Annotated in this window: 23 protein-coding genes and 1 other RNA gene; 18 read left to right on the plus strand and 6 right to left on the minus strand. The window is 38.0% G+C overall.

What is annotated here, in order from left to right; all coding sequences use genetic code 11:
• Positions 1 to 35 precede the first annotated feature (35 nt).
• Positions 36 to 2,867: an excinuclease ABC subunit UvrA gene (gene uvrA / locus ACM46_RS12475; RefSeq protein WP_048506949.1), complete on the plus strand. Its 2,832-nt coding sequence runs from the start codon at positions 36 to 38 to the stop codon at positions 2,865 to 2,867.
• Positions 2,868 to 2,914: 47 nt separating this feature from the next.
• Here uvrA and ACM46_RS22835 read toward each other — a convergent pair whose 3' ends face one another.
• Together ACM46_RS22835 and ACM46_RS12485 are read right to left on the minus strand one after the other, a co-directional pair.
• Positions 2,915 to 3,295, minus strand: coding sequence for a DUF7079 family protein (locus ACM46_RS22835; protein ID WP_053082701.1), 381 nt, complete (start codon positions 3,293 to 3,295; stop codon positions 2,915 to 2,917).
• 33 nt (positions 3,296 to 3,328) lie between these two features.
• Entirely contained in the window at positions 3,329 to 3,808 is a 480-nt protein-coding gene (locus ACM46_RS12485; RefSeq protein WP_048506950.1) for a hypothetical protein, read from the minus strand.
• Between the two features lie 208 nt (positions 3,809 to 4,016).
• On the opposite strand from ACM46_RS12485, the gene ACM46_RS22995 reads away from it, so the two are divergent.
• Complete coding sequence (locus ACM46_RS22995) at positions 4,017 to 4,151, plus strand: bacteriocin-like protein (RefSeq protein WP_083997398.1); 135 nt, start codon at positions 4,017 to 4,019, stop codon at positions 4,149 to 4,151.
• A 50-nt stretch (positions 4,152 to 4,201) separates the two neighbouring features.
• Here ACM46_RS22995 and ACM46_RS12490 read toward each other — a convergent pair whose 3' ends face one another.
• The gene (locus ACM46_RS12490) at positions 4,202 to 4,759 is read right to left on the minus strand and encodes a YqhG/Tai3 family protein (protein WP_048506951.1); all 558 of its coding nucleotides are present in this window, start codon (positions 4,757 to 4,759) and stop codon (positions 4,202 to 4,204) included.
• A gap of 132 nt (positions 4,760 to 4,891) precedes the next feature.
• On the opposite strand from ACM46_RS12490, the gene ACM46_RS12495 reads away from it, so the two are divergent.
• The 3 genes from ACM46_RS12495 (at position 4,892) to ACM46_RS12505 (ending at position 6,282) form a co-directional block, all read left to right on the plus strand.
• Positions 4,892 to 5,404, plus strand: coding sequence for a DUF421 domain-containing protein (locus ACM46_RS12495; protein ID WP_083997411.1), 513 nt, complete (start codon positions 4,892 to 4,894; stop codon positions 5,402 to 5,404).
• 5 nt (positions 5,405 to 5,409) lie between these two features.
• Complete coding sequence (locus ACM46_RS12500; protein WP_048506953.1) at positions 5,410 to 5,904, plus strand: GNAT family N-acetyltransferase; 495 nt, start codon at positions 5,410 to 5,412, stop codon at positions 5,902 to 5,904.
• A gap of 144 nt (positions 5,905 to 6,048) precedes the next feature.
• Entirely contained in the window at positions 6,049 to 6,282 is a 234-nt protein-coding gene (locus ACM46_RS12505) for a hypothetical protein (protein ID WP_048506954.1), read from the plus strand.
• 48 nt (positions 6,283 to 6,330) lie between these two features.
• Here ACM46_RS12505 and ACM46_RS12510 read toward each other — a convergent pair whose 3' ends face one another.
• Complete coding sequence (locus tag ACM46_RS12510) at positions 6,331 to 6,645, minus strand: DUF4286 family protein (protein ID WP_048506955.1); 315 nt, start codon at positions 6,643 to 6,645, stop codon at positions 6,331 to 6,333.
• A 148-nt stretch (positions 6,646 to 6,793) separates the two neighbouring features.
• Here ACM46_RS12510 and gyrA point away from each other — a divergent pair, with 148 nt between their 5' ends.
• Entirely contained in the window at positions 6,794 to 9,379 is a 2,586-nt protein-coding gene (gene gyrA, locus ACM46_RS12515) for a DNA gyrase subunit A (RefSeq protein ID WP_048506956.1), read from the plus strand.
• Between the two features lie 27 nt (positions 9,380 to 9,406).
• Entirely contained in the window at positions 9,407 to 10,441 is a 1,035-nt protein-coding gene (locus ACM46_RS12520) for a tetratricopeptide repeat protein (protein ID WP_048506957.1), read from the plus strand.
• Between the two features lie 108 nt (positions 10,442 to 10,549).
• Here ACM46_RS12520 and ACM46_RS12525 read toward each other — a convergent pair whose 3' ends face one another.
• Positions 10,550 to 11,074: a nucleoside 2-deoxyribosyltransferase domain-containing protein gene (locus tag ACM46_RS12525; protein WP_053082702.1), complete on the minus strand. Its 525-nt coding sequence runs from the start codon at positions 11,072 to 11,074 to the stop codon at positions 10,550 to 10,552.
• Positions 11,075 to 11,237: 163 nt separating this feature from the next.
• Here ACM46_RS12525 and ACM46_RS12530 point away from each other — a divergent pair, with 163 nt between their 5' ends.
• From ACM46_RS12530 to ACM46_RS12545, 4 genes are all read left to right on the plus strand, one after another.
• The gene (locus ACM46_RS12530; protein ID WP_338151997.1) at positions 11,238 to 12,098 is read left to right on the plus strand and encodes a 1,4-dihydroxy-2-naphthoyl-CoA synthase; all 861 of its coding nucleotides are present in this window, start codon (positions 11,238 to 11,240) and stop codon (positions 12,096 to 12,098) included.
• 90 nt (positions 12,099 to 12,188) lie between these two features.
• Positions 12,189 to 13,118, plus strand: a complete 930-nt coding sequence (gene menA / locus ACM46_RS12535) for a 1,4-dihydroxy-2-naphthoate octaprenyltransferase (protein WP_048506959.1) — start codon at positions 12,189 to 12,191, stop codon at positions 13,116 to 13,118.
• A gap of 12 nt (positions 13,119 to 13,130) precedes the next feature.
• The gene (locus tag ACM46_RS12540; RefSeq protein ID WP_048506960.1) at positions 13,131 to 13,577 is read left to right on the plus strand and encodes an SRPBCC family protein; all 447 of its coding nucleotides are present in this window, start codon (positions 13,131 to 13,133) and stop codon (positions 13,575 to 13,577) included.
• A gap of 316 nt (positions 13,578 to 13,893) precedes the next feature.
• Positions 13,894 to 14,580 carry a metal-dependent hydrolase gene (locus tag ACM46_RS12545; protein WP_048506961.1) on the plus strand — a complete coding sequence of 229 codons (687 nt, stop codon included), beginning with the start codon at positions 13,894 to 13,896 and terminating at the stop codon, positions 14,578 to 14,580.
• Between the two features lie 105 nt (positions 14,581 to 14,685).
• Here the strand turns inward: ACM46_RS12545 and ffs are convergent.
• Positions 14,686 to 14,783, minus strand: an RNA gene (gene ffs, locus ACM46_RS23000) — signal recognition particle sRNA small type.
• Between the two features lie 130 nt (positions 14,784 to 14,913).
• Between ffs and ACM46_RS12555 the strand changes: the two genes are divergently transcribed.
• The 7 genes from ACM46_RS12555 (at position 14,914) to ACM46_RS12585 (ending at position 22,325) form a co-directional block, all read left to right on the plus strand.
• Entirely contained in the window at positions 14,914 to 15,513 is a 600-nt protein-coding gene (locus tag ACM46_RS12555) for a DUF4199 domain-containing protein (RefSeq protein WP_048506963.1), read from the plus strand.
• A 16-nt stretch (positions 15,514 to 15,529) separates the two neighbouring features.
• The gene (locus ACM46_RS12560; protein ID WP_048506964.1) at positions 15,530 to 16,480 is read left to right on the plus strand and encodes a glycosyltransferase family 2 protein; all 951 of its coding nucleotides are present in this window, start codon (positions 15,530 to 15,532) and stop codon (positions 16,478 to 16,480) included.
• Positions 16,481 to 16,691: 211 nt separating this feature from the next.
• A complete protein-coding gene (locus ACM46_RS12565) occupies positions 16,692 to 17,393 on the plus strand; it encodes a GIN domain-containing protein (protein ID WP_048507171.1) in 702 nt (233 codons plus the stop codon).
• Positions 17,394 to 17,679: 286 nt separating this feature from the next.
• A complete protein-coding gene (locus ACM46_RS12570; protein ID WP_048506965.1) occupies positions 17,680 to 19,395 on the plus strand; it encodes a phospho-sugar mutase in 1,716 nt (571 codons plus the stop codon).
• A gap of 23 nt (positions 19,396 to 19,418) precedes the next feature.
• Positions 19,419 to 20,327 (plus strand): hypothetical protein, encoded by a 909-nt coding sequence (locus tag ACM46_RS12575; protein WP_048506966.1) that lies wholly within the window; start codon positions 19,419 to 19,421, stop codon positions 20,325 to 20,327.
• Between the two features lie 20 nt (positions 20,328 to 20,347).
• Positions 20,348 to 21,601 carry a pyridoxal phosphate-dependent aminotransferase gene (locus tag ACM46_RS12580; RefSeq protein ID WP_048506967.1) on the plus strand — a complete coding sequence of 418 codons (1,254 nt, stop codon included), beginning with the start codon at positions 20,348 to 20,350 and terminating at the stop codon, positions 21,599 to 21,601.
• A gap of 130 nt (positions 21,602 to 21,731) precedes the next feature.
• Positions 21,732 to 22,325: a hypothetical protein gene (locus tag ACM46_RS12585; RefSeq protein ID WP_048506968.1), complete on the plus strand. Its 594-nt coding sequence runs from the start codon at positions 21,732 to 21,734 to the stop codon at positions 22,323 to 22,325.
• Positions 22,326 to 22,327 lie beyond the last annotated feature (2 nt).

The raw sequence follows: 22,327 nt of genomic DNA on the forward strand, positions 1-22,327 counted from the left end.
CACATCGTGATTTTCAGGCAGAGTCACTCCAAATTATGAGTAAATCAACAGAATATATAGAAGTTTACGGTGCACGTGAGCATAACCTTAAAAATATTAATGTCAAGATCCCGCGTAATGAGCTGGTAGTCATTACCGGACTTTCCGGAAGCGGAAAATCTTCGCTGGCCTTTGATACCATTTTTGCGGAAGGACAGCGTCGTTATATCGAAACATTTTCTGCATATGCCCGTCAGTTTTTAGGAGGTTTGGAACGTCCTGATGTAGACAAAATTGAAGGACTTTCTCCCGTGATTGCCATTGAGCAGAAAACCACCAACAAAAATCCGCGTTCTACAGTTGGAACCGTTACCGAACTCTACGATTACCTACGTCTTTTATATGCAAGAGTTTCCGATGCTTACTCCCTGTCTACCGGAAAAAGGCTGGTAAGCTATACGGAAGATCAGATCCTTGAAACCATTAAGGAAAATTATAAAGGGGAAAAAATAATGCTTCTTGCTCCCGTAGTACGTTCTCGAAAAGGACATTATCATGAGCTTTTCGTGCAGATGGCCAAGAAAGGATACGGACAGGCAAGAATTGATGGAGAGTTGCAGGATATAGAATACGATCTGAAACTTGACCGTTACAAAACCCATGACATTGATATTGTGATTGACCGCTGGATTATCGGGGAAAATGCCTCGGAAACCAGAATGGAAAAATCCTTGCGTACCGCAATGGAAATGGGTGAGGGGATTATAGGAATTCAGAAACTGGGCGGTACCGATATTGAATACTTCTCTAAAAATCTGATGGATGCCGAAACAGGACATTCATTGGCGCTTCCTGAACCAAACACCTTCTCTTTCAACTCTCCGAAAGGAAGCTGTCCGGACTGTAAGGGATTAGGAACCATTAAAAAGATCAATACTGATTATTTTATTGAAAATCCTAAGCTTTCCATTAACCAGGGAGGTTTATTGCCGCTGGAGGACATTAAATCCAACAAATGGATCCTGTCTCAGATTAAAAACATTCTTGAGATCTTCGGACTGGGAATGTCAACACCTATGCAGGATATTCCCGAAGAGGCATTAGACTATATTTACAACGGATGTCATAAAGAATTCAACAAAGACCTGAAATATGCAGGGATTACCAAAAAGATAAAAATAAGCTTTGATGGTCTGATCACTTTTATGGAAGAGATCATTGAGGAAAGGGAATCTTATGAAGCGGTATTGCTGGAAAGACATTTCACAACGGAGGAAACCTGTCCGGAATGTGGCGGAACCCGTCTGCAGTCTTCAAGTTTAAGCTTTAAAATAGATGGAAAGAATATTGCTGAGGTAAATGCTTTGAGTTTATCCGATTTGAAAGAATGGTTATCGGATGTTAAAGATAAATTCTCGGAGAAAAATAAAATCATCGCCTACGAAATCTTAAAGGAAATCGAAACAAGACTTCAGTTCCTTCTGGATGTTGGTTTGGATTATCTGAGTTTAAGCAGAAGTTCCAAAACGCTTTCGGGTGGAGAATCACAGAGGATTCGTCTGGCTACACAGATCGGGTCGCAGCTTGTGAATGTGTTGTATATTCTGGATGAGCCAAGTATAGGACTTCACCAAAGAGATAATGAAAGACTGATCAACTCATTGAAGAACCTCAGAGACATCGGAAATTCTGTACTTGTGGTAGAGCATGATAAAGATATGATCCTGGAAGCCGATGAGGTTTTGGATATCGGCCCGAGAGCCGGAAAATTCGGAGGAGAAATACTGTGGCAGGGAAAACCGAAAGATCTTTTAAAAGCAGATACCATTACGGCTCAGTATATCAATGGAGACAGAAAAATTGAAGTTCCTGCAGAAAGGAGAGCAGGAAGTGGTAAAAATATCCTGTTGAAAGGAGCTACGGGAAATAACCTTAAAAATGTTACACTTGATATTCCATTAGGAAAATTAGTGGTGGTAACTGGGATTTCAGGAAGCGGAAAATCTTCCCTGATCAACGGAACTTTATACCCAATCTTAAATAAACATTTCTACAGAGCGGTCCAGGAGCCTCTTCCGTACAAGAAGATCGAAGGGCTGGATAATATTGATAAAATTGTAGATGTAGATCAGACTCCGATTGGAAGAACACCCCGTTCAAATCCTGCAACCTATACGGGAATGTTTACGGATATCAGAAATCTTTTTGCTGAGCTTCCGGAAAGTAAAATCCGTGGTTATAAGCCAGGAAGATTCTCTTTTAACGTAAAAGGAGGAAGATGTGAAACCTGTCAGGGTGGAGGATTGAAAGTTATTGAAATGAACTTCCTTCCGGATGTATATGTTCACTGTGAAACCTGCAACGGAAAACGTTTCAACAGAGAAACCCTCGAAGTACGCTACAAAGGAAAATCTATTTCCGATGTACTGGATATGACCATCGATGAAGCGGTAGATTTCTTCCAGCCGATTCCTAAGATTTTTGCAAAAGTGAAAACCCTTCAGGATGTAGGATTGGGATATATTACGCTTGGACAGCAGTCGACAACACTTTCAGGAGGTGAAGCACAGCGTATCAAGCTTGCAACAGAACTTTCGAAAAGACAGACCGGAAATACGCTTTATATCCTGGATGAACCCACAACAGGCCTTCACTTTGAGGATGTAAAAATTTTAATGGATGCCATTAATCAGCTGGTGGAATTAGGCAACTCATTCATTATCATTGAGCACAATATGGATGTCATCAAACTTGCAGACCATATTATTGATGTAGGACCTGAAGGTGGAAAGCATGGCGGACAGATCGTTGCTCAGGGGACTCCTGAAGAGATCGTGAAATCTAAGAAAAGCTTGACCGGGAAATTTCTGAAGAGAGAATTGGAATAAGAAATTGAATTAAAATAGAAAAGCCACAACATAGATTGTGGCTTTTTTTATTTTTCCCGGATTTCATGATAAATACTTTCCAGCCGGACCCAATAATCTTCCTGCATCCAGCCATATTTTTTGTACTGAATATCAACTACCGTATTATCAATGCTGCTTTTTGCTTCAAGACGTGTGGTAATAACTTCCACGAGCCATTTCTCATTGAAACCCGCCCATTCTCCCGCAGGCTGCAACAGATTGATCTGAAGGACTGGAAAGACTTCATAGATATTGATATTTTTTATTTCCTCAAAAGTATATGGGCTTTCCAGAATGGTTCTTGCGATGTATCGAAAATCAGAATCCTGAAGTTCCGTATCCAGATAGAAATCAGAAAGAGCGATCCAGATAGGGGTTCGCTCTTTGATATTGATAGGTTTTATCATTTTTTAATTGATTTGAGAGTGCCTCACATCTGTTTATAAAGAAGAGATGTAAACCTCTATTTTTGTCCCGTCGTAGTTGAAGGTTCCGTCTTCATTCTTTTTACCCAGAACCCATTTCATATCCACAGGAATAGACCATGCCGGGCCCAGTGAAAATCCATTCACGGATCTGATCTCCGCACCGTTTCCGGTAGTGACTGCCGAGTGGAACCAGGTTTTATCTCTTACTCTGTAAAAACCGATTGCTTTTCCTTTGGGAATAATAGCATATCCATCCCACTTGTCGCCCGCGGGATAGTTGAATTTATTGAGCCATCCCTGGGCACGGAACTGTACAAGTTCATCAGGAGATATCGCTGCCCCTCTCATATACAGGGCATAAGCTACCACATCGTGACATACGCCTTTGTTGTAATTGCCCATCTCGTCCTGACCGGAAAGCAGACCATTGGATATCAATGATTTTTTTGCTGGTTCGAATTGCCCGACCTGGGCGCCTTTTGGTGTGATCATTTTAATATTTTTTAGTGATTAAGTGTGTGATGTTTTGGTATTTAAAGATATAAAATAAATTTTAAACCGAATTTAATCCCGATGTATGGCTGTTGAATGGTTGAATTTCTCCCAAGAGATCTATTAATAATGAAAATTTTAAATATTAAGTTGTAATAAATGAAGCGTGAATCCGTTATAAATTCACCAAACATAAAATTAAAACGATATGAAAAATTTAAAAAGATTGGCAAAAGCCGATTTGAAATCTGTTTACGGAGGAGAACCAAAGAAATACTGCGTATACTGCGAAAGACTGAATAAGGTAGTATGCAGTGAGATTCCAATCGCTCAGTGTCCTTAAAAAAATTAAAGCTGCTCATCGGGCAGCTTTTTTTTATGATATCAATTGAATTACTTTTTAGCATTTTGAGTAAAATCTTTCAGACTGGTCTTCAGATCTTTTTCATTCGCGATACTGTCAAATTGGATATTGTCAATTTTCCATCCCTGATCAGACTTAATGAACTGTACTTTGTCGGTCCATGTAATTTTCGGCGGGGACATTGTATTTTCAAGGGCAATGGTTGCATCTGCTGAGGTTCCGGAAGGATCTATGGTAACCGACTTTACTTTATATCCGGTATATCCTTCAAATACACTTGAAAATAGATCCCCTTCAATCAGCATCGGTTTTTCATCGGGATGTGCGCTCTTTTTTACCTTTTCAATATCTGCTTCTGATGCATCAATGGCTTCTTCCAGAGTTTTTTTCAATTCCGGAGAAAACAGGCTGTCTGAAAAGGATTGATTGTATATAGATGTTTTGCGGCCGTCGTATTCCGTATAAAGCTGATTTACTTTTTGGGTAATTTCTTTTTCTGCAGATTCGGAGGTACGGTTTTCGTTGTTTTTACAACTTACAAAGAATAATAATATACCGCTTAGGTAGAGAAATAATGGTTTAACCATGAGTGTAATTTTTTTTCCGTTGAAGCGTCAAATCATATGCCAGATTTTTTCATATTTTAAAATAAATAGGTTAAAAATAATTTGAGCATTCAATCATAAAAAATGTATACATTTGATTATAAAATAAGACCTGTGAATCCAATTCTTGATGTTGTAGTCCGTTCTTTGTGTGTTTATCTTTTTATGGTGATCGCCATCCGTCTTTTTGGAAAAAATCAGCTTTCCCAGCTCAATGCGGGAGATGTTGTGTTGCTTCTTCTGATTTCTAATGCGGTTCAGAATGCTATGGTAGGGCAGGATACTTCACTGCAAGGCGGTCTTATTGCGGCGCTTGTACTTTTTGCGGCCAATTTCGTTTTAAAAAGACTGATGTTTTCTAACCGGAAGTTTGAAACATTCATGGAAGAAGATCCCGTTATCCTGATCAGAGACGGAGTAATTGACCAGCCTGCTTTGAACAGAGTGAAGATTACCCGCGATGAACTGGAAGAAGCCATAAGGGAACATGGCGTGGAAAAAATAAATGACGTAAAACTTTCTATTCTCGAGGTAGACGGAAATATCAGTGTGGTTTCTCAGGACGAAACGCAGAAACAGACGCATTATTCTAGAATAAAAAGAAAAAACAAACGGAAATACCATTAAATAGTATGAATTACGAATTACGGGAAATGCTTCCCAGCGACGAAAAAAGGGTGCTCGAAATATTCAAGCAGGGGCTGGAAGGCGGTATAGCTACTTTTGAAACCGAAGTTCCTACTGCAGAAGCATGGAATATGGAATATTTCAACGACTGCCGGTGGGTACTTGAAAATGAAACCAGTGAAATAGTAGGATGGTGCGCTTTGAAACCGGTGAGCAAAAGGGAATGTTATAAAGGCGTGGCTGAAGTAAGCATTTATTTTGAAAATTCTTATCAGGGAAAAGGTTTAGGGTCAGTGTTGCTCAAAAAAATGATTCTCGATAGTGAAAGTCACGGATTCTGGACATTACAGGCAAGTATCTTCCCGGAAAATGAAGCGTCCATCAGATTTCATCAGAAAAACGGTTTCAGAACCATCGGAGTAAGAAAAAAAATAGGAAAGCTTAACGGGCAATGGAAAGACCTAGTGATGATGGAAAAAAGAAGCGATATAATAGAATAGAGAAATTAGAAGTTAGATATTAGAAATTAGGATGAATCTGTGAAATATATCACTAAACTAACTTCTAGTTTCTAATATCTAACTTCTTTTTAAATTTTGGCATCAACCTTGTTATCTCACTATCGAAATTTGAAAAAGTAGAAAATGAGAAGTTTGATTAAAATCACAGGGGTAGTGACGGTCTTGTTCATGATGTCATCGTGTGTAGTGCACGATCAGCATGTGAGAAGAGTTCCGCCGGGACACGCCAAAAGAATGTATGGAGGAAGTGCAAGGTATTATGCACCGGGCCAGGTAAAAAAGAGAGTCTATTATTATGACTATGACGACAGAGGCCGCGGACACAAGCACAAAGGAAGAAAACATCACAGAGATTGAGAAAAATAAAAAAGCCCTGAATTATTGTTCGGGGCTTTTGATTTGTATTTAAAATCTGGATTTTTTGGGATTAAGGAAGGTATTGAAGATCATGACTTCCGTTCCAAATTTTTTCTCAATCCTTTCCGCAATGTTCAGCATTTCGCTTTTGATGAAATCCTCTCTGAGCTCTTCGTTATCAAAGATCAGAAGAAGATTGTAATTTTTACCTTCATCAATATAATCACTGTGTACTTCAGAAAGAATATATTTGCTGACGTCCATCAGGTTTTCCGCCAACAGAACCAGTGTTTCGTCAATATAATTTTCCCATTCTTCAATATTGTTTTTCGTGCAGTGGAAAGTTATACTCAATAAGCTCATATTTTATGAATTTTTAAGATTTTGTGGATAAATTCTAACGCAAAAATCGGTAAAAATTTCGTAAATTAGCCCGTTAATAAAAATTGGAAATAAATAATTTTCAGACGCACAGCTAAAGGTCTGACTGTCATTATAATAAAATTTGTTTATGCAAAAAGAAGGAGAAAGACTGATTCCTATCAACATTGTTGATGAAATGAAATCGTCTTATATCGATTATTCGATGTCGGTTATCGTTTCAAGAGCGTTACCAGACGTAAGAGACGGCCTGAAACCCGTTCATAGAAGAGTACTTTACGGTATGTATGGATTAGGGGTTTTTTCTAATAGAAAATATTTAAAATCTGCAAGAATTGTTGGGGATGTTTTGGGTAAATATCACCCGCACGGAGATTCCTCAGTATATGATGCAATGGTAAGAATGGCCCAGGAATGGAGCTTACGTTATCCTCAGGTAGACGGGCAGGGTAACTTCGGTTCTATGGATGGAGATCCGCCTGCAGCAATGCGTTATACCGAGGCAAGACTTAAAAAAATCTCTGACGAGGTTCTTTCGGATCTGGATAAGGAAACCGTTGATTTTCAGAATAACTTCGACGACAGCTTGCAGGAGCCTACCGTATTGCCTACAAAAGTTCCTAATCTACTGGTAAACGGTACTTCGGGGATTGCCGTAGGGATGGCCACCAATATGGCACCGCACAACCTTTCTGAGTCTATAGATGCCATCTGTGCTTATATAGATAACAGAGAAATAACAATTGATGAGTTGATGCACCACATCACGGCACCGGATTTCCCTACAGGAGGTATTATCTATGGTTATGACGGGGTGAGAGATGCTTTCCATACAGGAAGAGGAAGAGTAGTATTAAGAGCAAAAGTGAATTTCGAGGAAATCGGAAACAGAAATGCTATTATTGTTACAGAAGTTCCTTATCAGGTCAATAAAGCGGATATGATTGCCAGAACAGCGGAGCTTATCAAAGACGATAAAATTGGTGGTATTCATGAGATCAGAGACGAATCGGACAGAAATGGTCTGCGTGTTGTTTATGAGCTTAAAAATGATGCCATTCCAAATGTTGTCCTAAACCTGCTTTATAAATATACAGCACTTCAGACGTCTTTCAGTGTCAATAACATTGCTCTGGTAAAAGGAAGACCGGAACAGCTGAATTTAAAAGATATCATCCATCACTTTGTAGAGCACAGACATGAAGTGATTGTGAGAAGAACTCAGTATGAGCTTAAAAAAGCAAAAGAAAGAGCTCATATCCTTGAAGGTTTCATGAAGGTAATCGGAACGCAGGATTCTCTGGACAGAGCCATTTCTATTATCCGTCACAGTGCCAACCCTCAGGCTGCAAAAGAAGGCTTGATTGAAGCATTTGAACTTTCGGATATTCAGGCTCAGGCTATTCTTGACTTGAGATTGGCACGTCTTACCGGAATGGAACTTGATAAGATCCGTGACGAATACGATGCGATCATGAAAGAAATCCTTAACTTGGAAGATATTCTGGCTAATGAAAGCAGAAGATTTGAGATCATCAAAGATGAATTGCTTGAAATTAAAGAAAAATACGGTGACGAAAGAAGAACGGCAATCGATTACTCCGGAGGAGAGATGTCTATTGAAGATATCATCCCGAATGAGGCGGTAGTTCTTACGATTTCTCACGCAGGATATGTGAAGAGAACTTCACTTTCCGAATATAAAATTCAGAGCAGAGGAGGGGTAGGAAACAGAGCGGCAACTACCAGGGATGAAGATTTCCTTGAGTATATTGTTTCTGCAACCAATCACCAATATATGCTGTTCTTTACAGAAAAAGGAAGATGTTACTGGCTGAGGGTATTTGAAATTCCTGAAGGTTCAAAAACATCCAAAGGAAGAGCTGTACAAAACCTGATCAATATTGAACAGGACGATAAGATCAAAGCTTATATCAGAACCAACAACCTGAAGGATGCCGAGTATGTCAACCAAATGAGTGTAGTGATGGTTACCAAGAACGGTACCATCAAGAAAACATCTCTTGAAGCGTATTCAAGACCGAGAGTAAATGGGGTGAATGCTATTGAAATCAGAGATAATGACCAGTTGTTGGGTGCTTACCTTACCAACGGAAATTCTCAGATTATGATCGCTACCAAAAACGGTAAATGTATCCGTTTCCCGGAAGAGAAAGTAAGAGAAGTAGGAAGAGGTTCTATCGGGGTTCGCGGGATCAGCATGGAAGATGATGATGAAGCAATTGGTATGATTGTTGTGAATGATGTAGACAAAGAAACAGTTCTTGTCGTTTCTGAAAAGGGATATGGCAAGAGAACTGCTGTTGAAGATTACAGAATTACCAATAGAGGTGGAAAAGGTGTTATCACCCTTAACATTACCGAAAAAACAGGAAATCTTATCGCTATCCAGAATGTAACAGATGAAGACGGATTGATGATTATCAATAAGTCCGGTGTTGCTATCAGAATGAATATGGATGAGATGAGAGTGATGGGAAGAAATACTCAGGGAGTAAGAATGATCAATCTGAAGAAAAATGACGAAATTGCTGCTATTGCAAAAGTAGAAATGGATAAAGATGTGGAAGAGGATTCTGAGGAAATAGAAGAAGGAGCAGAAACTGTTGCCGATAACCAGGAAAACCAAACAGAGCCTCAGGCTGAAAATGAAAATACAGCCGGGGAAAATGAGAATTCTGATTCAGAAGAATAAATGTACAATTAATATAATATAGTTATTATGAAGAAACTCATTTTAGGAATGGCCATCGTAGCTTCTGCCTTTGTTTTCGGACAAAAAGGGGAGAAAGGCGATGTGAATGCCAAGCTCCAGGAAGCCAATAAAGCAGCAATGGATGCATACAATGCAAAAAACTATGCTGTAGCTGCACCTAAGTTTTTAGAAGTGTACAACTTATTAAAAACCAATGGTCAGGATGACAAGATATACATGTATTATGCGGGATTAAGCTATGCTTTGGGAAATAACAACGATGAGTCCATTAAAATATATACGGATCTCGTTAATTCCGGATTTACAGGAGTTCAGACGACTTATACTGCAAAAGAAAAGAAATCGGGACAGGTAGTGAATTTAGATAAAGCTACATGGGATTTGATGAAGAAAAATTCAGACTATTCAGATTTCAAAACAGAGCAAACACCAAGTGTAGAGCCTGAATTGTATGAAACATTAACAACCCTGCTTCTTAATGCAAAAAAACCTAATGACGCTTTAGTAATCATTGAAAAAGGATTGGCAAAATATCCAAACAATGTTAAACTGAAAGATGCTCAGGGTACGGCTTATTATGATTCCGGAAATACGGAAAAATTCATTGGTGCATTGAAAGAGCAGCTGGCTAAAAATCCTAATGATGCTACCAACTGGTACAATCTTGGGGTTATGCAATCTAAAAACCCTGCCACAGTAGAGGATGCCATTGCTTCATTCAAAAAAGCGCTTGAAGTAAAGCCTGATTTTGATAATGCTCACCAGAATATCGTTTACACAATCGTTGGTGACGACTCTAAAATAGTAGAGCAGATCAACGCGACAAGAAAAGAGAAGCCGGATGAAGCCAGCAAACTTATTGATGCGAGAAGAGAAAGATTCACGAAAGCTCTTCCATACGCTGAAGCATGGTACAAAGCATCACCGGAAAGCCTTGATGCCATTTCTACATTAAAGGATATCTACATTGTTACAAAAAATATAGATAAAGTTAAAGAACTAAAAGCTAAAGAAGCTGAGCTTAAAGCAAAAGCCAAATAGATTGTCTTTAATTGAATAATAAAAAAAACCGGAACAGAAATGTTCCGGTTTTTTTTATAAGATCATCAAAGGTTAGGAAAATCGAGTATTGATTCTGCCGGAAATATTTTATTTCGTTTTTTCTTTCAGAGCATTGATGAGCATATCGATCGATTCATATCGTTTGACGTTGTATTTTTCACATACAATATCTACATTTCCTTTTCTCCAGTATCCTTCAGGGCAAACAACCATCAGTTTATTGGTTCTGGCATAAAGTCCCAGCTCCAGTAAGCTTATCGGGCTTTGCGATTGAGGGGTAAAGTACATGATGATAAGATCTGATTTTTCTAAGGCCTCCAGCTCCCATTCTACCTGTTTTCTGAAATTGGGTTCTGTGCTGACGGGTTTCCAGTCCTTATTCCAGTCATCCCGTCTCGGATTAAATAATATAATATTCTTTTCAGATAACTCTTTGGTAACTCTGGCTTGCCAGTCTTCAGCATTGCCCATATCAATGCTGCCGCCCAGGAATATTTTTAATCTTTTATCTTCAGCAGGCAAGGGTGCCGGAGATTTTATAACCGTTACTTTTTGAGCAGATACACTCAATGATAATAAGATAAGTGCTAATGATAGAATAATTGGTCTCATCAATTTTTTAGTTTAAAAAATACTACACATTCTTCCCTCGAAATTAGAAAAAATATTCCATACCATTCTTTTAATTCTAGTCCTAAATTTTAAACAAAAATATCACCGATATCTGCCGGTTATTATCATCAAAAATCAATATTAAAATTCTCCGTAATTCCGTATCTTTGAGAAAAATTTTTACAATATGATTGAGTGGAAAACCGTCAAAGAATACGAAGATATTACCTATAAAAAATGTAATGGTGTAGCAAGAATTGCTTTCAACAGACCGGAACTTCGAAATGCTTTCCGTCCAAAAACTACCTCCGAATTATACGATGCTTTTTACGATGCCTCTGAAGACTCTTCAATAGGCGTTGTTTTGCTTTCAGGGGAAGGGCCAAGTCCGAAGGATGGAGGATGGGCATTCTGCAGTGGAGGAGATCAGAAGGCAAGAGGACATCAGGGGTATGTTGGAGAAGATGGAAGACACCGTTTAAATATCCTGGAAGTTCAGCGTTTGATCCGTTTTATGCCAAAGGTAGTTATCGCAGTGGTTCCCGGTTGGGCAGTAGGTGGAGGACACTCGCTTCATGTTGTGTGTGATCTTACTTTAGCGAGTAAAGAACATGCTATCTTTAAACAGACGGATGCTGACGTTACAAGTTTTGACGGAGGTTACGGATCTGCTTACCTGGCAAAAATGGTAGGCCAGAAAAAAGCCCGTGAAATATTCTTTTTAGGAAGAAATTATTCTGCTCAGGAAGCAATGGATATGGGAATGGTGAATGCTGTGATTCCTCACGCAGAATTAGAAGATACAGCGTATGAATGGGCGCAGGAAATTTTAGCCAAATCTCCACTGTCTATCAGAATGCTGAAATTTGCCATGAACCTTACGGACGACGGAATGGTGGGGCAGCAGGTATTTGCCGGCGAAGCGACCCGTTTGGCTTATATGACGGAAGAAGCTCAGGAAGGAAGAAATGCATTCCTTGAAAAAAGAAAACCGGATTTCGGAGAAAATCAGTGGATATCTTAAAATAAGAAGTTAGAGGTTAGAAATTAGATACTAGACTTATGCGTTTTCTTATCTAATTTCTAGCTTCTAATATCTAACATCTCAATATTTATGTCAGATTGGATAAAAGCCGCTAGGCTAAGAACTTTACCGCTTTCATTAAGCGGAATTATTATGGGTGCTTTCATTGCAAAATGGAGGCTTTACCGTGAAGGCGGAACCTGGGACTGGAGAATTTTTGCTCTTGCTCTTTTGGTTACGCTGTTGTATCAGGTTTTATCAAACTATGCCAATGATTATGGTGATGGCGTGAAAGGAACTGATGCCAAAAGAATCAACGAAGCAGAATCAAGGGCGGTAGCTTCAGGAAAGATCACGGCTCAGCAAATGAAAAATGCGGTTATTCTTTTCTCGGTGTTGTCATTTGTGGCAACAATTGCTCTTTTATACATTGCTTTTTTCCCTGATTTCATGAAAGAATTCTATACTTTCATAGGATTGGGTATTGCCTGTATTTTAGCGGCAATAGGATATACGGTAGGAAAAAAACCGTACGGATACATGGGATTGGGAGATCTTTTTGTATTTGTATTCTTCGGATTGGTATCGGTATGCGGAAGTTATTTCCTGTTTACAAAGACTTTCAGCTGGGATATGCTGCTTCCGGGAACAGCCATCGGTATGATGAGTATGGCGGTTTTGAATCTTAATAACATGAGAGACATTGAAAGCGACAGACTTTCCGGTAAAAAGAGTTTAGCCCTGAGAATAGGCTTTAAAAATGCAATGATTTATGAAATGGTGCTGTTACAGCTTCCATTAATCTTAATTCTTGTATTTCTGGGGGTAAATGGTTTTATACAAACTCAGAACTATTATGTATTTATCGTAATGATTCTGTTACTACCTTTAATGAAGCTGAGAAGAAATATTATGGTGGTGAAAGAACCGAAAGAACTGGATCAATATCTGAAACAGGTCGGAATTATGACTTTCATGATGGCAGTTCTTACAGCTTTTGGACTCAATTTTTTTAACTAAAATAATACGATTATGAGTACTGATATTTTTGTTGAAGCTCAGATGCTGATCAGAAAACCGGTTTCGGATGTTTTTGAGGCATTTATCAATCCTGAAATAACCACGCAGTTCTGGTTTACAAAATCTACAGGAAAACTGGAAGTGGGTAAAACCTTAACCTGGGAATGGGAAATGTATGGCGTAAAGTCTGATGTCAAGGTTCACGATATTGTTCCAAACCAGCTGATCAAAACAGAATGGGGCGATCCGGCAGTACAGGTGGATTATGAATTTAAAGAAATGGAAAAAGGGACGCTTGTGGTCATTAAGAGCTATGGCTTTGCTCAGTCGGGTGAAGCGCTGCTGAGAACGGTTAATGATAATACAGGTGGTTTTACGACTGTTTTGGACGGTTGTAAAGCGTATCTTGAGCATGGAATTAAGCTCAACTTAATTGAGGATAAATTTCCACAAAAATAGAAAATCAATGAATAATATAGTAAATAAGGTTATATCATGTTTATCTATTGTTGTAGCCCTGTCTCTGCTTTATATAGTGATTCAGGAGTTAAGTGAAGGTTCGTCTATCTTTGATATTGCGTTGATTCCCCTTTTAATCACTTTAATAGTTGTTGCCAATGGAGTGATGGGATTTTTACTATTGACAGGAAAAATCAGGCCTCAAAGACCGTTATTTATTTTCCAGACTCTGATCATACTGTCTACATGTTTATTGTTGTATAATATTTTGTTCAATTCAACGATTTCATGTACTTAATTTAAAAATCAATTTAAAATGAAAATACAATTTTTAGGACAAAACTGTTTTTTGTTCACTTACAAGGACAAAACAATTTTGTGCGATCCTTTTTACAATTATAAAAAAGCGGAGTCCGGTTTTGATATATCGGCTCAGAAGATCGATTATATATTATTGACTCATGCACACGGAGATCATATTGCTGATGTGGAAGAGGTGCTGCAGTTTCATCCGGAAGCAACCCTTATTGCAGTTCCTGAAATCTGTGCTTACTTTACCGCAGCAAAAAATAAAGATGATGTGAACTTAGGAGGGTCGGCAAAAATCGACGATCTTAAAATTTCCATGGTACCGGCTCACCACACGAGTTCGTTCCCGGATGGAAGCTATGGAGGCGTTCCTGTGGGATATATTTTCAGACTTCCTGAAGGTAAGAACATCTATCTTGCAGGAGATACGGGAGTAATGTCCGATATGGAGCTTTTTCCAAGGCTTTTCGGGAATATAGACCTGTCTATCCTTCCTGTTGGCGGCCATTATACCATGTGTCCTAGAAAAGCATCTTTTGCAGCAGCAGAATTATTGAAGACTCCAAAAGTAATCGGATGTCATTTTGATACTTTTCCTGCTATAGAAATCAATCACGAAAGTGCTTTGAAACATTTTTCTGATCAGAATGTAGAACTTATTCTTCCGAAATTAGGAGAGGAGTTTGAATTTTAATTAAAAAAAGAAAGGTAATTTGAAAATGAGAATCGGAATGTTGAAAAGTATAGAAACAAAAAAAGATAATCTTTCAATTACCTTACTTCAACTTAAATCAAAAAAAAATGGCAAGCTACCTAAATCACACCGCTACGACCGATTACCTTTGCTGTGTTCCCACCCTGGAGGATTCTCAGGAGCTGGTTGTTTAGGACTTGCCGTTGCAAAGGTAGGAATAATTTATAAACTTCAAAATATTATTAAAGAAAATTAGTCGAAAAAATGCAGTAATAAAGCTAAACAGCTGGAATTTAGAGCAATAATTTTTCAACTTTTTTTAAAAAATCTAACATGACGAAAAGTCCATCAACATTAGGAATTATACTTTTTATCGCTACAATGATCATCTTTTTTGTAGCTTATTTCTTTTTCTCGGGAATCAATTATTTTGATACTTCTTTGAAAATCAATGCATTTGTTCTCCCTATTTTATATGCAGGAGGAGCTTTCTGGTCTGTAAAAACATTCTGGAACAAAAATAGAGTGGTAAGTTTTAAAGATGCGTTTTCAAGAGCGTTCATTCCGATGTTCATCGGAGGAATTCTTTCCATCTTCAGTATGTATGCCTTTCTGAATTTCGGAGATACAGATGCTAAAAAGCTTCTGAACTATCAGTATGTACAGAGACAGAAAACAGAATTGGATACTGAATATCAGTCTGCAAGGAAGATTATGAAGCATCAGAAAGACATTGATGAATTAGACAAAAAATACCAGGAAAGGCTCCCAAGTTTCTCTCCGGAAGCCGTTAAAGGAAAAGATATGCTTACTGCAAGTCATTTTTCAGGATATTTTGCGGCAATTCTTATATTTTACGTAGTTTTGTCGGTGTTTTTTGGAGCGTTTTTCAGAACGAGAACAGTGTATCAGGAAACAGAAAATCAAGAATAATTTTTATCAGAATTAAATGAATTTATCTATAGTTATTCCGTTATTAAATGAAGAAGCATCTCTGGAAGAGCTTTTTTCGAGGATTGATAAGGTTTGTTATTCCAACAGCTTATCCTATGAAATATGGTTTGTAGATGACGGAAGTACGGATCTTTCGTGGAGCATTATTGAAAATATGAAGGTTCAGCACCCTCAGATCCACGCTATTAAATTTTCCAGAAATTATGGGAAATCTCAGGCACTTCATGCCGCTTTTGAAAGAGCAAACGGTGATGTGATAATCACAATGGATGCTGATTTGCAGGATTTTCCGGAAGAAATTCCTGAGCTTTACAAAATGGTTGTTGATGATAATTATGATATTGTTTCAGGCTGGAAAAAGAAGCGTTTTGATAATGTAATGACGAAAAATGTTCCGTCAAAACTGTTCAACGCGGCTGCCAGAAAAGTATCGGGAGTTTATCTTCACGATTTCAACTGTGGTCTTAAAGCCTATAAAAAACAGGTTGTAAAATCTATTGACGTATATGGAGATATGCACCGTTATATTCCTGTTTTGGCTGCGAATGCCGGATTCAGAAGAATTACGGAAAAAGAGGTACAGCATCAGGCAAGACCTTACGGAACTTCAAAATTCGGAACGGAAAGGTTTATCAGAGGCTTTCTGGATTTGGTAACGCTTTGGTTTGTAAGCCGTTTTGGAGGAAGGCCTATGCACTTCTTCGGGGCTGTGGGAACTGTCATGTTTATTGTAGGTTTTCTTTCTGCGCTTTGGCTGGGAGTTTCGAAGCTGATAGATGTGGCAAGAGGAATTTACGGACATTTAATTACCAATAATCCGTGGTTTTATATTGCTCTGACCATGATGATTATGGGAACATTGCTCTTCATTGCCGGATTCTTAGGCGAAATGATCATCAGAACCAACAGGGAGCATAAAAACTATAATATTGATGAAGTGATCTAATTGAGATACAGCATCAGTTAAGATAATAATATCCCAAAGAGATTTTACTTTTTGGGATATTTTCTTTTTATTGTAAAAGTACGGTCATTTATCCCTGCAAGAATAAGTCTTTTTAGAAATTTTAATCTTATTTTTGTTAAATAAATTGGCTTGCAGAAACTTTCTGTGAGCATTTTCAATGGATGTTTATATCGAATATTTTAAATTAAATATGAAAAAAATAGGGTACATTTCCCTGCTTGTTGTGGCAGTTTCCTGTGGAAAAGTTTCTCCGAAGGGAAATATTGAAAGGAAAGATGTGGATGTTTCAGAATTTGTGAATCTTGATATGGAAGGAAAGTTCCGGGTATTTTATGCCAGAGGAGCAAAGAATTTCGTGGAAATCGAGACCTATCCCAATGTAGCTGATAACCTGGATATAGATGTGAAAGACAAAACGCTTTTTATCAAAGAAAAGCGGGGGACAAAAGGGGTAGATTTCTATAATGTGACCATTTATTCAAAGTATAATCTTGAAAAAGTCGCTATAGCAGATTCTGTAGAAATGAATATTTCCAGTGAAATTAAGACCGATAATTTTAGGCTTAATTTAAAAAATTATGCTACTTTTATGGGTTCGGTGAACACAAGAAGAGCAGAAGTAGACATGCAGAATAAAAGCAGGGCCAACTTTTTGGGACTGACTAAAAATGCACTGATAAAAATCTCAGATACAGCAAGTCTGATTGCGCCGTACTGGAAAATAGACAACCTGAATATTGATTCCAGGAATGGAAATTACGCAGAAGTGAATGTAAAAGATTCGTTAAAAGGAAATGTTCAGAATACAGCAAAATTCATCTATTATAACAGCCCGATCCGTGCCTTTAAAATTGATAAGCAGGCTCGTGTGGAGAATAAGAAATTGGATTAATTAGAAGGAAGACGGAAGCTGGATGAGGGAAGTTATAATGGATAAAAAAGAAATGGATGAGTTTCAAATTTGATTGTAAGGATTCCTCCCATCCACAAGTCTCCATCTTCTAAACAAAAACAAACAGAATAGTAAAAACAAAGAAGGAAATTTGAATGCAAAATCTCTTCAAGCTTCCATCTTCAAAACAGAATAAAAAGAATAGTAAATAAAAGCAGGATACATGAATTGAGGTACAAAATACTTTCCATCTTCAGACTTCCCGCTTTCAAACTTAAATACACTTATGACAACATTAGAAAAAGCACAACTTTGGTTAAGTGATACATTCGATAAAGAAACAAGAGATGCCGTACAACAACTGATAGAGAGCAATTCTCCGGATCTGGAAGATTCGTTTTACAGAGAACTGGAATTCGGTACAGGAGGAATGAGAGGTATCATGGGAGTAGGAACTAACCGCTTGAACAAATATACATTAGGGCAGGCTACACAGGGACTGGCCAATTATATGCTTCAGCAGTTTAAAGGAGAGGAAATCAAAGTGGCGATTGCTTATGATGTACGCCATAATTCAAAAGAATTCGGGAAACTGGTGGCTGATGTTTTAACAGCAAACGGGATTAAAGTGCTTCTTTTCAAGGATCACAGACCGACTCCTGAATTATCCTTTACCGTAAGGGACAAGAAATGCAATGGGGGAATTGTACTTACAGCTTCCCACAATCCGCCTGAATATAACGGTTATAAAGTATACTGGAATGACGGAGCACAGATTGTTCCGCCACACGATGAAGCCATTATCAATGAAGTATATTCTGTGAAGTTTGATGAAATTAAATTCAACGGAAATGATGATTTGATAGAATGGATCGGAGAAGAACAGGATGACGTGTATATCGACGCCTGCATAGAAAATTCAACCTACCAGAATGTAGGAAAAGAGAATTTAAATATTGTTTTCACTTCTATCCACGGAACTACCTATACCACAATTCCTAAAGCGCTGGAAAAAGCAGGATTCAAAAAAGTGGATCTGGTAAAAGAACAGATGATTCCGAGCGGTAATTTTACCACGGTAGAATCTCCAAACCCGGAAGAGCCTGCAGCATTGGAAATGGCAATGGATCTGGCAAGAATTACCAACGCGGATATCGTTATTGGAACAGATCCGGATGGGGACAGATTAGGAATTGCAGTAAGAAATCTGGATGGAGACATGCAGCTTCTGAATGGTAATCAGACCAATACAATCCTTACTTACTACATCTTAAATGAATGGAGAAAACAAGGGAGAATCACAGGAAAAGAGTTCATTGGTTCTACAATTGTAACATCAGATATTTTCTTTGATATTGCTCAAAAATTCGGAGTCGAATGTAAATCCGGATTAACAGGATTCAAATGGATCGGAAAAATGATCCGTGAAGCGGAAGGGACACAAAAATTTGTTTGTGGCGGGGAAGAAAGTTTCGGTTTTATGACCGGAGATTTCGTCCGCGATAAAGATTCATGCGGAAGTATCCTTGTTGCCTGTGAAATTGCTGCATGGTGCAAAGCCAACGGAAGAACAATGTATCAGTACATGATCGAGATTTACGAAGATCTTGGAATGTATTACGAAGGACTGGTGAATATCGTAAGAAAAGGAAAAGAAGGGGCAGAAGAAATCCAGAATATGATGAAGAATTTCCGTGAAAATCCTCCAAAGGAATTAGCCGGATCATTAGTGGAAGAAGTAAAGGATTTCAAAGAGCAAACAAGTTTGACCATTTCGAAAAACGAAAGAAAAGTAATGAACGACATTCCAAAATCGAATGTGTTGATTTACTATACTCAGGATGGAACCAAAGTCTGTGTAAGACCTTCCGGAACAGAGCCGAAAATTAAGTTTTATATTTCAGTAAAAGATACGGTGACTTCTGAAGCGGATTTTAAAGATAAACTGAAATCGCTTGAAGCTAAAATCGAGGAGGTAAGAAAAGATTTAAAGCTGGATTAATCTTGCGGAGTTCTCTTCAGAAGATGATAAAAAGAATTTTAGCAGCCTGTATGCTGTCCGTGTTTGTTTTTTCCTGTAAAAAAGAGGTAGGGAAAGAATCAGAACCAAAAACAGTTCGCGATTCGGCAGCCATAACAGATACAAAGAAAGACCTGTTTAAACCGATTGATACTTTATATTCTCCTGCATATAAGATGGAGGATTATATGAAAGCTCTTCATTATTATCACGCAAAAACCCAAAAGGAAATAGCGGAAGGAAGTCTCGGGCAAAACAATAAGGTATATGAAGATTACGTTGAAATAAGAAATAAATATACGGAAAGCCTCAATAGACTGCATGCCGATGTTTTGGATAAATACGTTAATTACTATGATTCCGAAACGGAAAGTTATAAATTCCCGGAGCATGTAAAAGAACTGGCTGCCCGGCTTAATAAAGAAGGACTGGAGTTCAGAGAAGTAGGAGAAGGAATGACGGAAATACAATCGGTTCCTGACTATTATTATATTCTGTTTAAAAACAAATTAACGCCGGATTACAATGCCTATATAGCTCAGAATGCGGTAGAAGCCAAAGATAATTATGCAGCAGATGCAGGGCTTATTATTACCTGGGAGGAATTGGGAGAAAGATTGATATTCTGGGAAAATTTTCTGAAGAAATATCCTAAAAGTTCTCTGCAGAAAACGGTTAAAAAGGAATATAATAATTATCTGTATGATTATCTGTACGGAATGGATAATACCCCAACGTACGAAACGGCAGACGGAAAATTATATGAAGAAAACAGAAATGAATATAAAAGGATTATAAAAAAATATCCCGGTTCATATACGGCAAAGAGAGCTCAGGAATTCGTCAGTCTTTTTGATGCCGGAATGTCTGTAGAGCAGATACGTGATAAAATGAATGTTGAAAGTAATTATTAGTAAATTTAAATAAAAATAAAGTGAAAGTTTCAAAATTAGCGGCGAACCTGATTGGTTCCGAAATTGTAAAAATTGGTAATGAAGTAAATGATTTAAAAGCAAAAGGGGCAGAGATAGCCAATCTTACTATTGGTGACCTGAATTCTGATCTATATCCTATTCCGGCATTGCTGAAGGAGGAGATTCAGAAGGCATATCAGAATAATCTGACGAATTATCCGCCAGCCAACGGACTTTTATCTTTAAGAAAAGAAGTTTCCAAAGATCTTAAAAACAGATGGAACCTGGAGTATTCACCCAACGATATTTTAATTACTGCCGGATCAAGACCATTGATCTATGCTGTGTATAAAACGATCGTTGATGAAGGTGATAAAGTGGTATATCCTACACCTTCATGGAACAACAACCATTATGCTTATCTTACTTCTGCAGACGCAGTAGAAGTGAAAACCACGCCTGAAAACAATTTCCTTCCTACAGCAGACGATCTTAGACCTCACTTAGGAGGAGCAGTATTGTTGGCATTATGTTCACCACTGAACCCTACAGGAACCATGTTTACCAAAGAGCAGCTTTCAGCGATCTGCGAACTGGTCCTTGAAGAAAATAAAAAAAGAGGGGCAGATGAAAAACCATTGTACCTGATGTATGATCAGATCTATTCAAACCTTACTTTCGGGGCAAAACATGTAGATCCGGTTTCTCTTTTCCCTGAACTAAAGGAATATACTATTTATATCGACGGAATCTCTAAATGCCTTGCTGCAACAGGTGTACGTGTAGGATGGGGATTCGGGCCGTCTCATATTCTTGACAAAATGAAAGCGCTTCTGACGCATGTGGGAGCATGGGCCCCTAAACCGGAGCAGGAAGCTACTGCTAAATTCTTTGAAAACCCTGAAAACGTTAATGTTTTTGTTGATGATTTCAAAGGGAAAATTGAAGAAAGCTTAAAAGTTCTTCACGGAGGAATCCAGGATTTAAAAGGGAAAGGGCTTGCTGTAGAAAGTATTGAGCCAATGGGAGCTTTGTATCTTACCATCAGACTGGATTATATCGGAAAAACAAAACCTGATGGATCTGTGATTGAAAACTCTTCTGATCTGGTATTCTATCTGATTAATGATGCAGGCGTTGCTCTGGTACCGTTCTCGGCTTTTGGAGAAGCGAAATCTGAACCGTGGTTCCGTGCTTCTGTTGGAGGTTTAGCAGTAGATGAGATCAAAGTAATGCTTCCAAAGCTTGAGAATGCATTGAATAACCTTAAATAATTTAATGTAACAATATAACATAACAATCTATCAATGTAACAAATTCGGTACTTACAGTATTGGTAAACTGTTACATTGATATATTGGTACATTAAAAAAATAAGATATTAATAAAACCAGGTTGTATTAAATGAAATTTCCCAAAAAAATGTTTCTGGAAACCAGGCTGCTTAGCTTTTCCACATTAGGAATCATTGTTTTGGTTATTCTGAGTGTATGGCTTTCAGGAACAGGCTCTCACAGGTCTTTATTCCAGAATTCTGTTATATCTACTTCAATTTTAACGGTTGTATTTTTCCTGTTTATCAGTTGTGGATTGTATTACGGTTTAAAACTGAGAGATAATATCGGACCTATCTTGACCAAAGAAAGAATCAAAATATTTTCAGATAAAACTCCTGAAATTGGAAGCTTTGATTTTGACGGTGGTGCAGTGGGAGACGGAATCGGAGGAATTATTATATCCATTATTCTGTGGATATTGATTTCCATACTTCTTGTTTTTCTTTTATATTTTCTGGGAGTCTTCTTTTGGTGTGCCGTTTTATTTTTTATGGCTATGTTATATTGGATCTTTTTCAGGGCGTTACGTCTTGTTTTTAAAAATTCAGGAAAATGCAAGGGAAATGTATTGAAAAGCATGGCCTTTGGACTATTTTACTCATTTTTGTATATCTTCTGGATTTACGGAATTATCTTTTTAGCCAATTATATCAACTCATAATT

The sequence above is a fragment of the Chryseobacterium angstadtii genome (genome assembly GCF_001045465.1).
Lineage (GTDB): Bacteria > Bacteroidota > Bacteroidia > Flavobacteriales > Weeksellaceae > Chryseobacterium > Chryseobacterium angstadtii.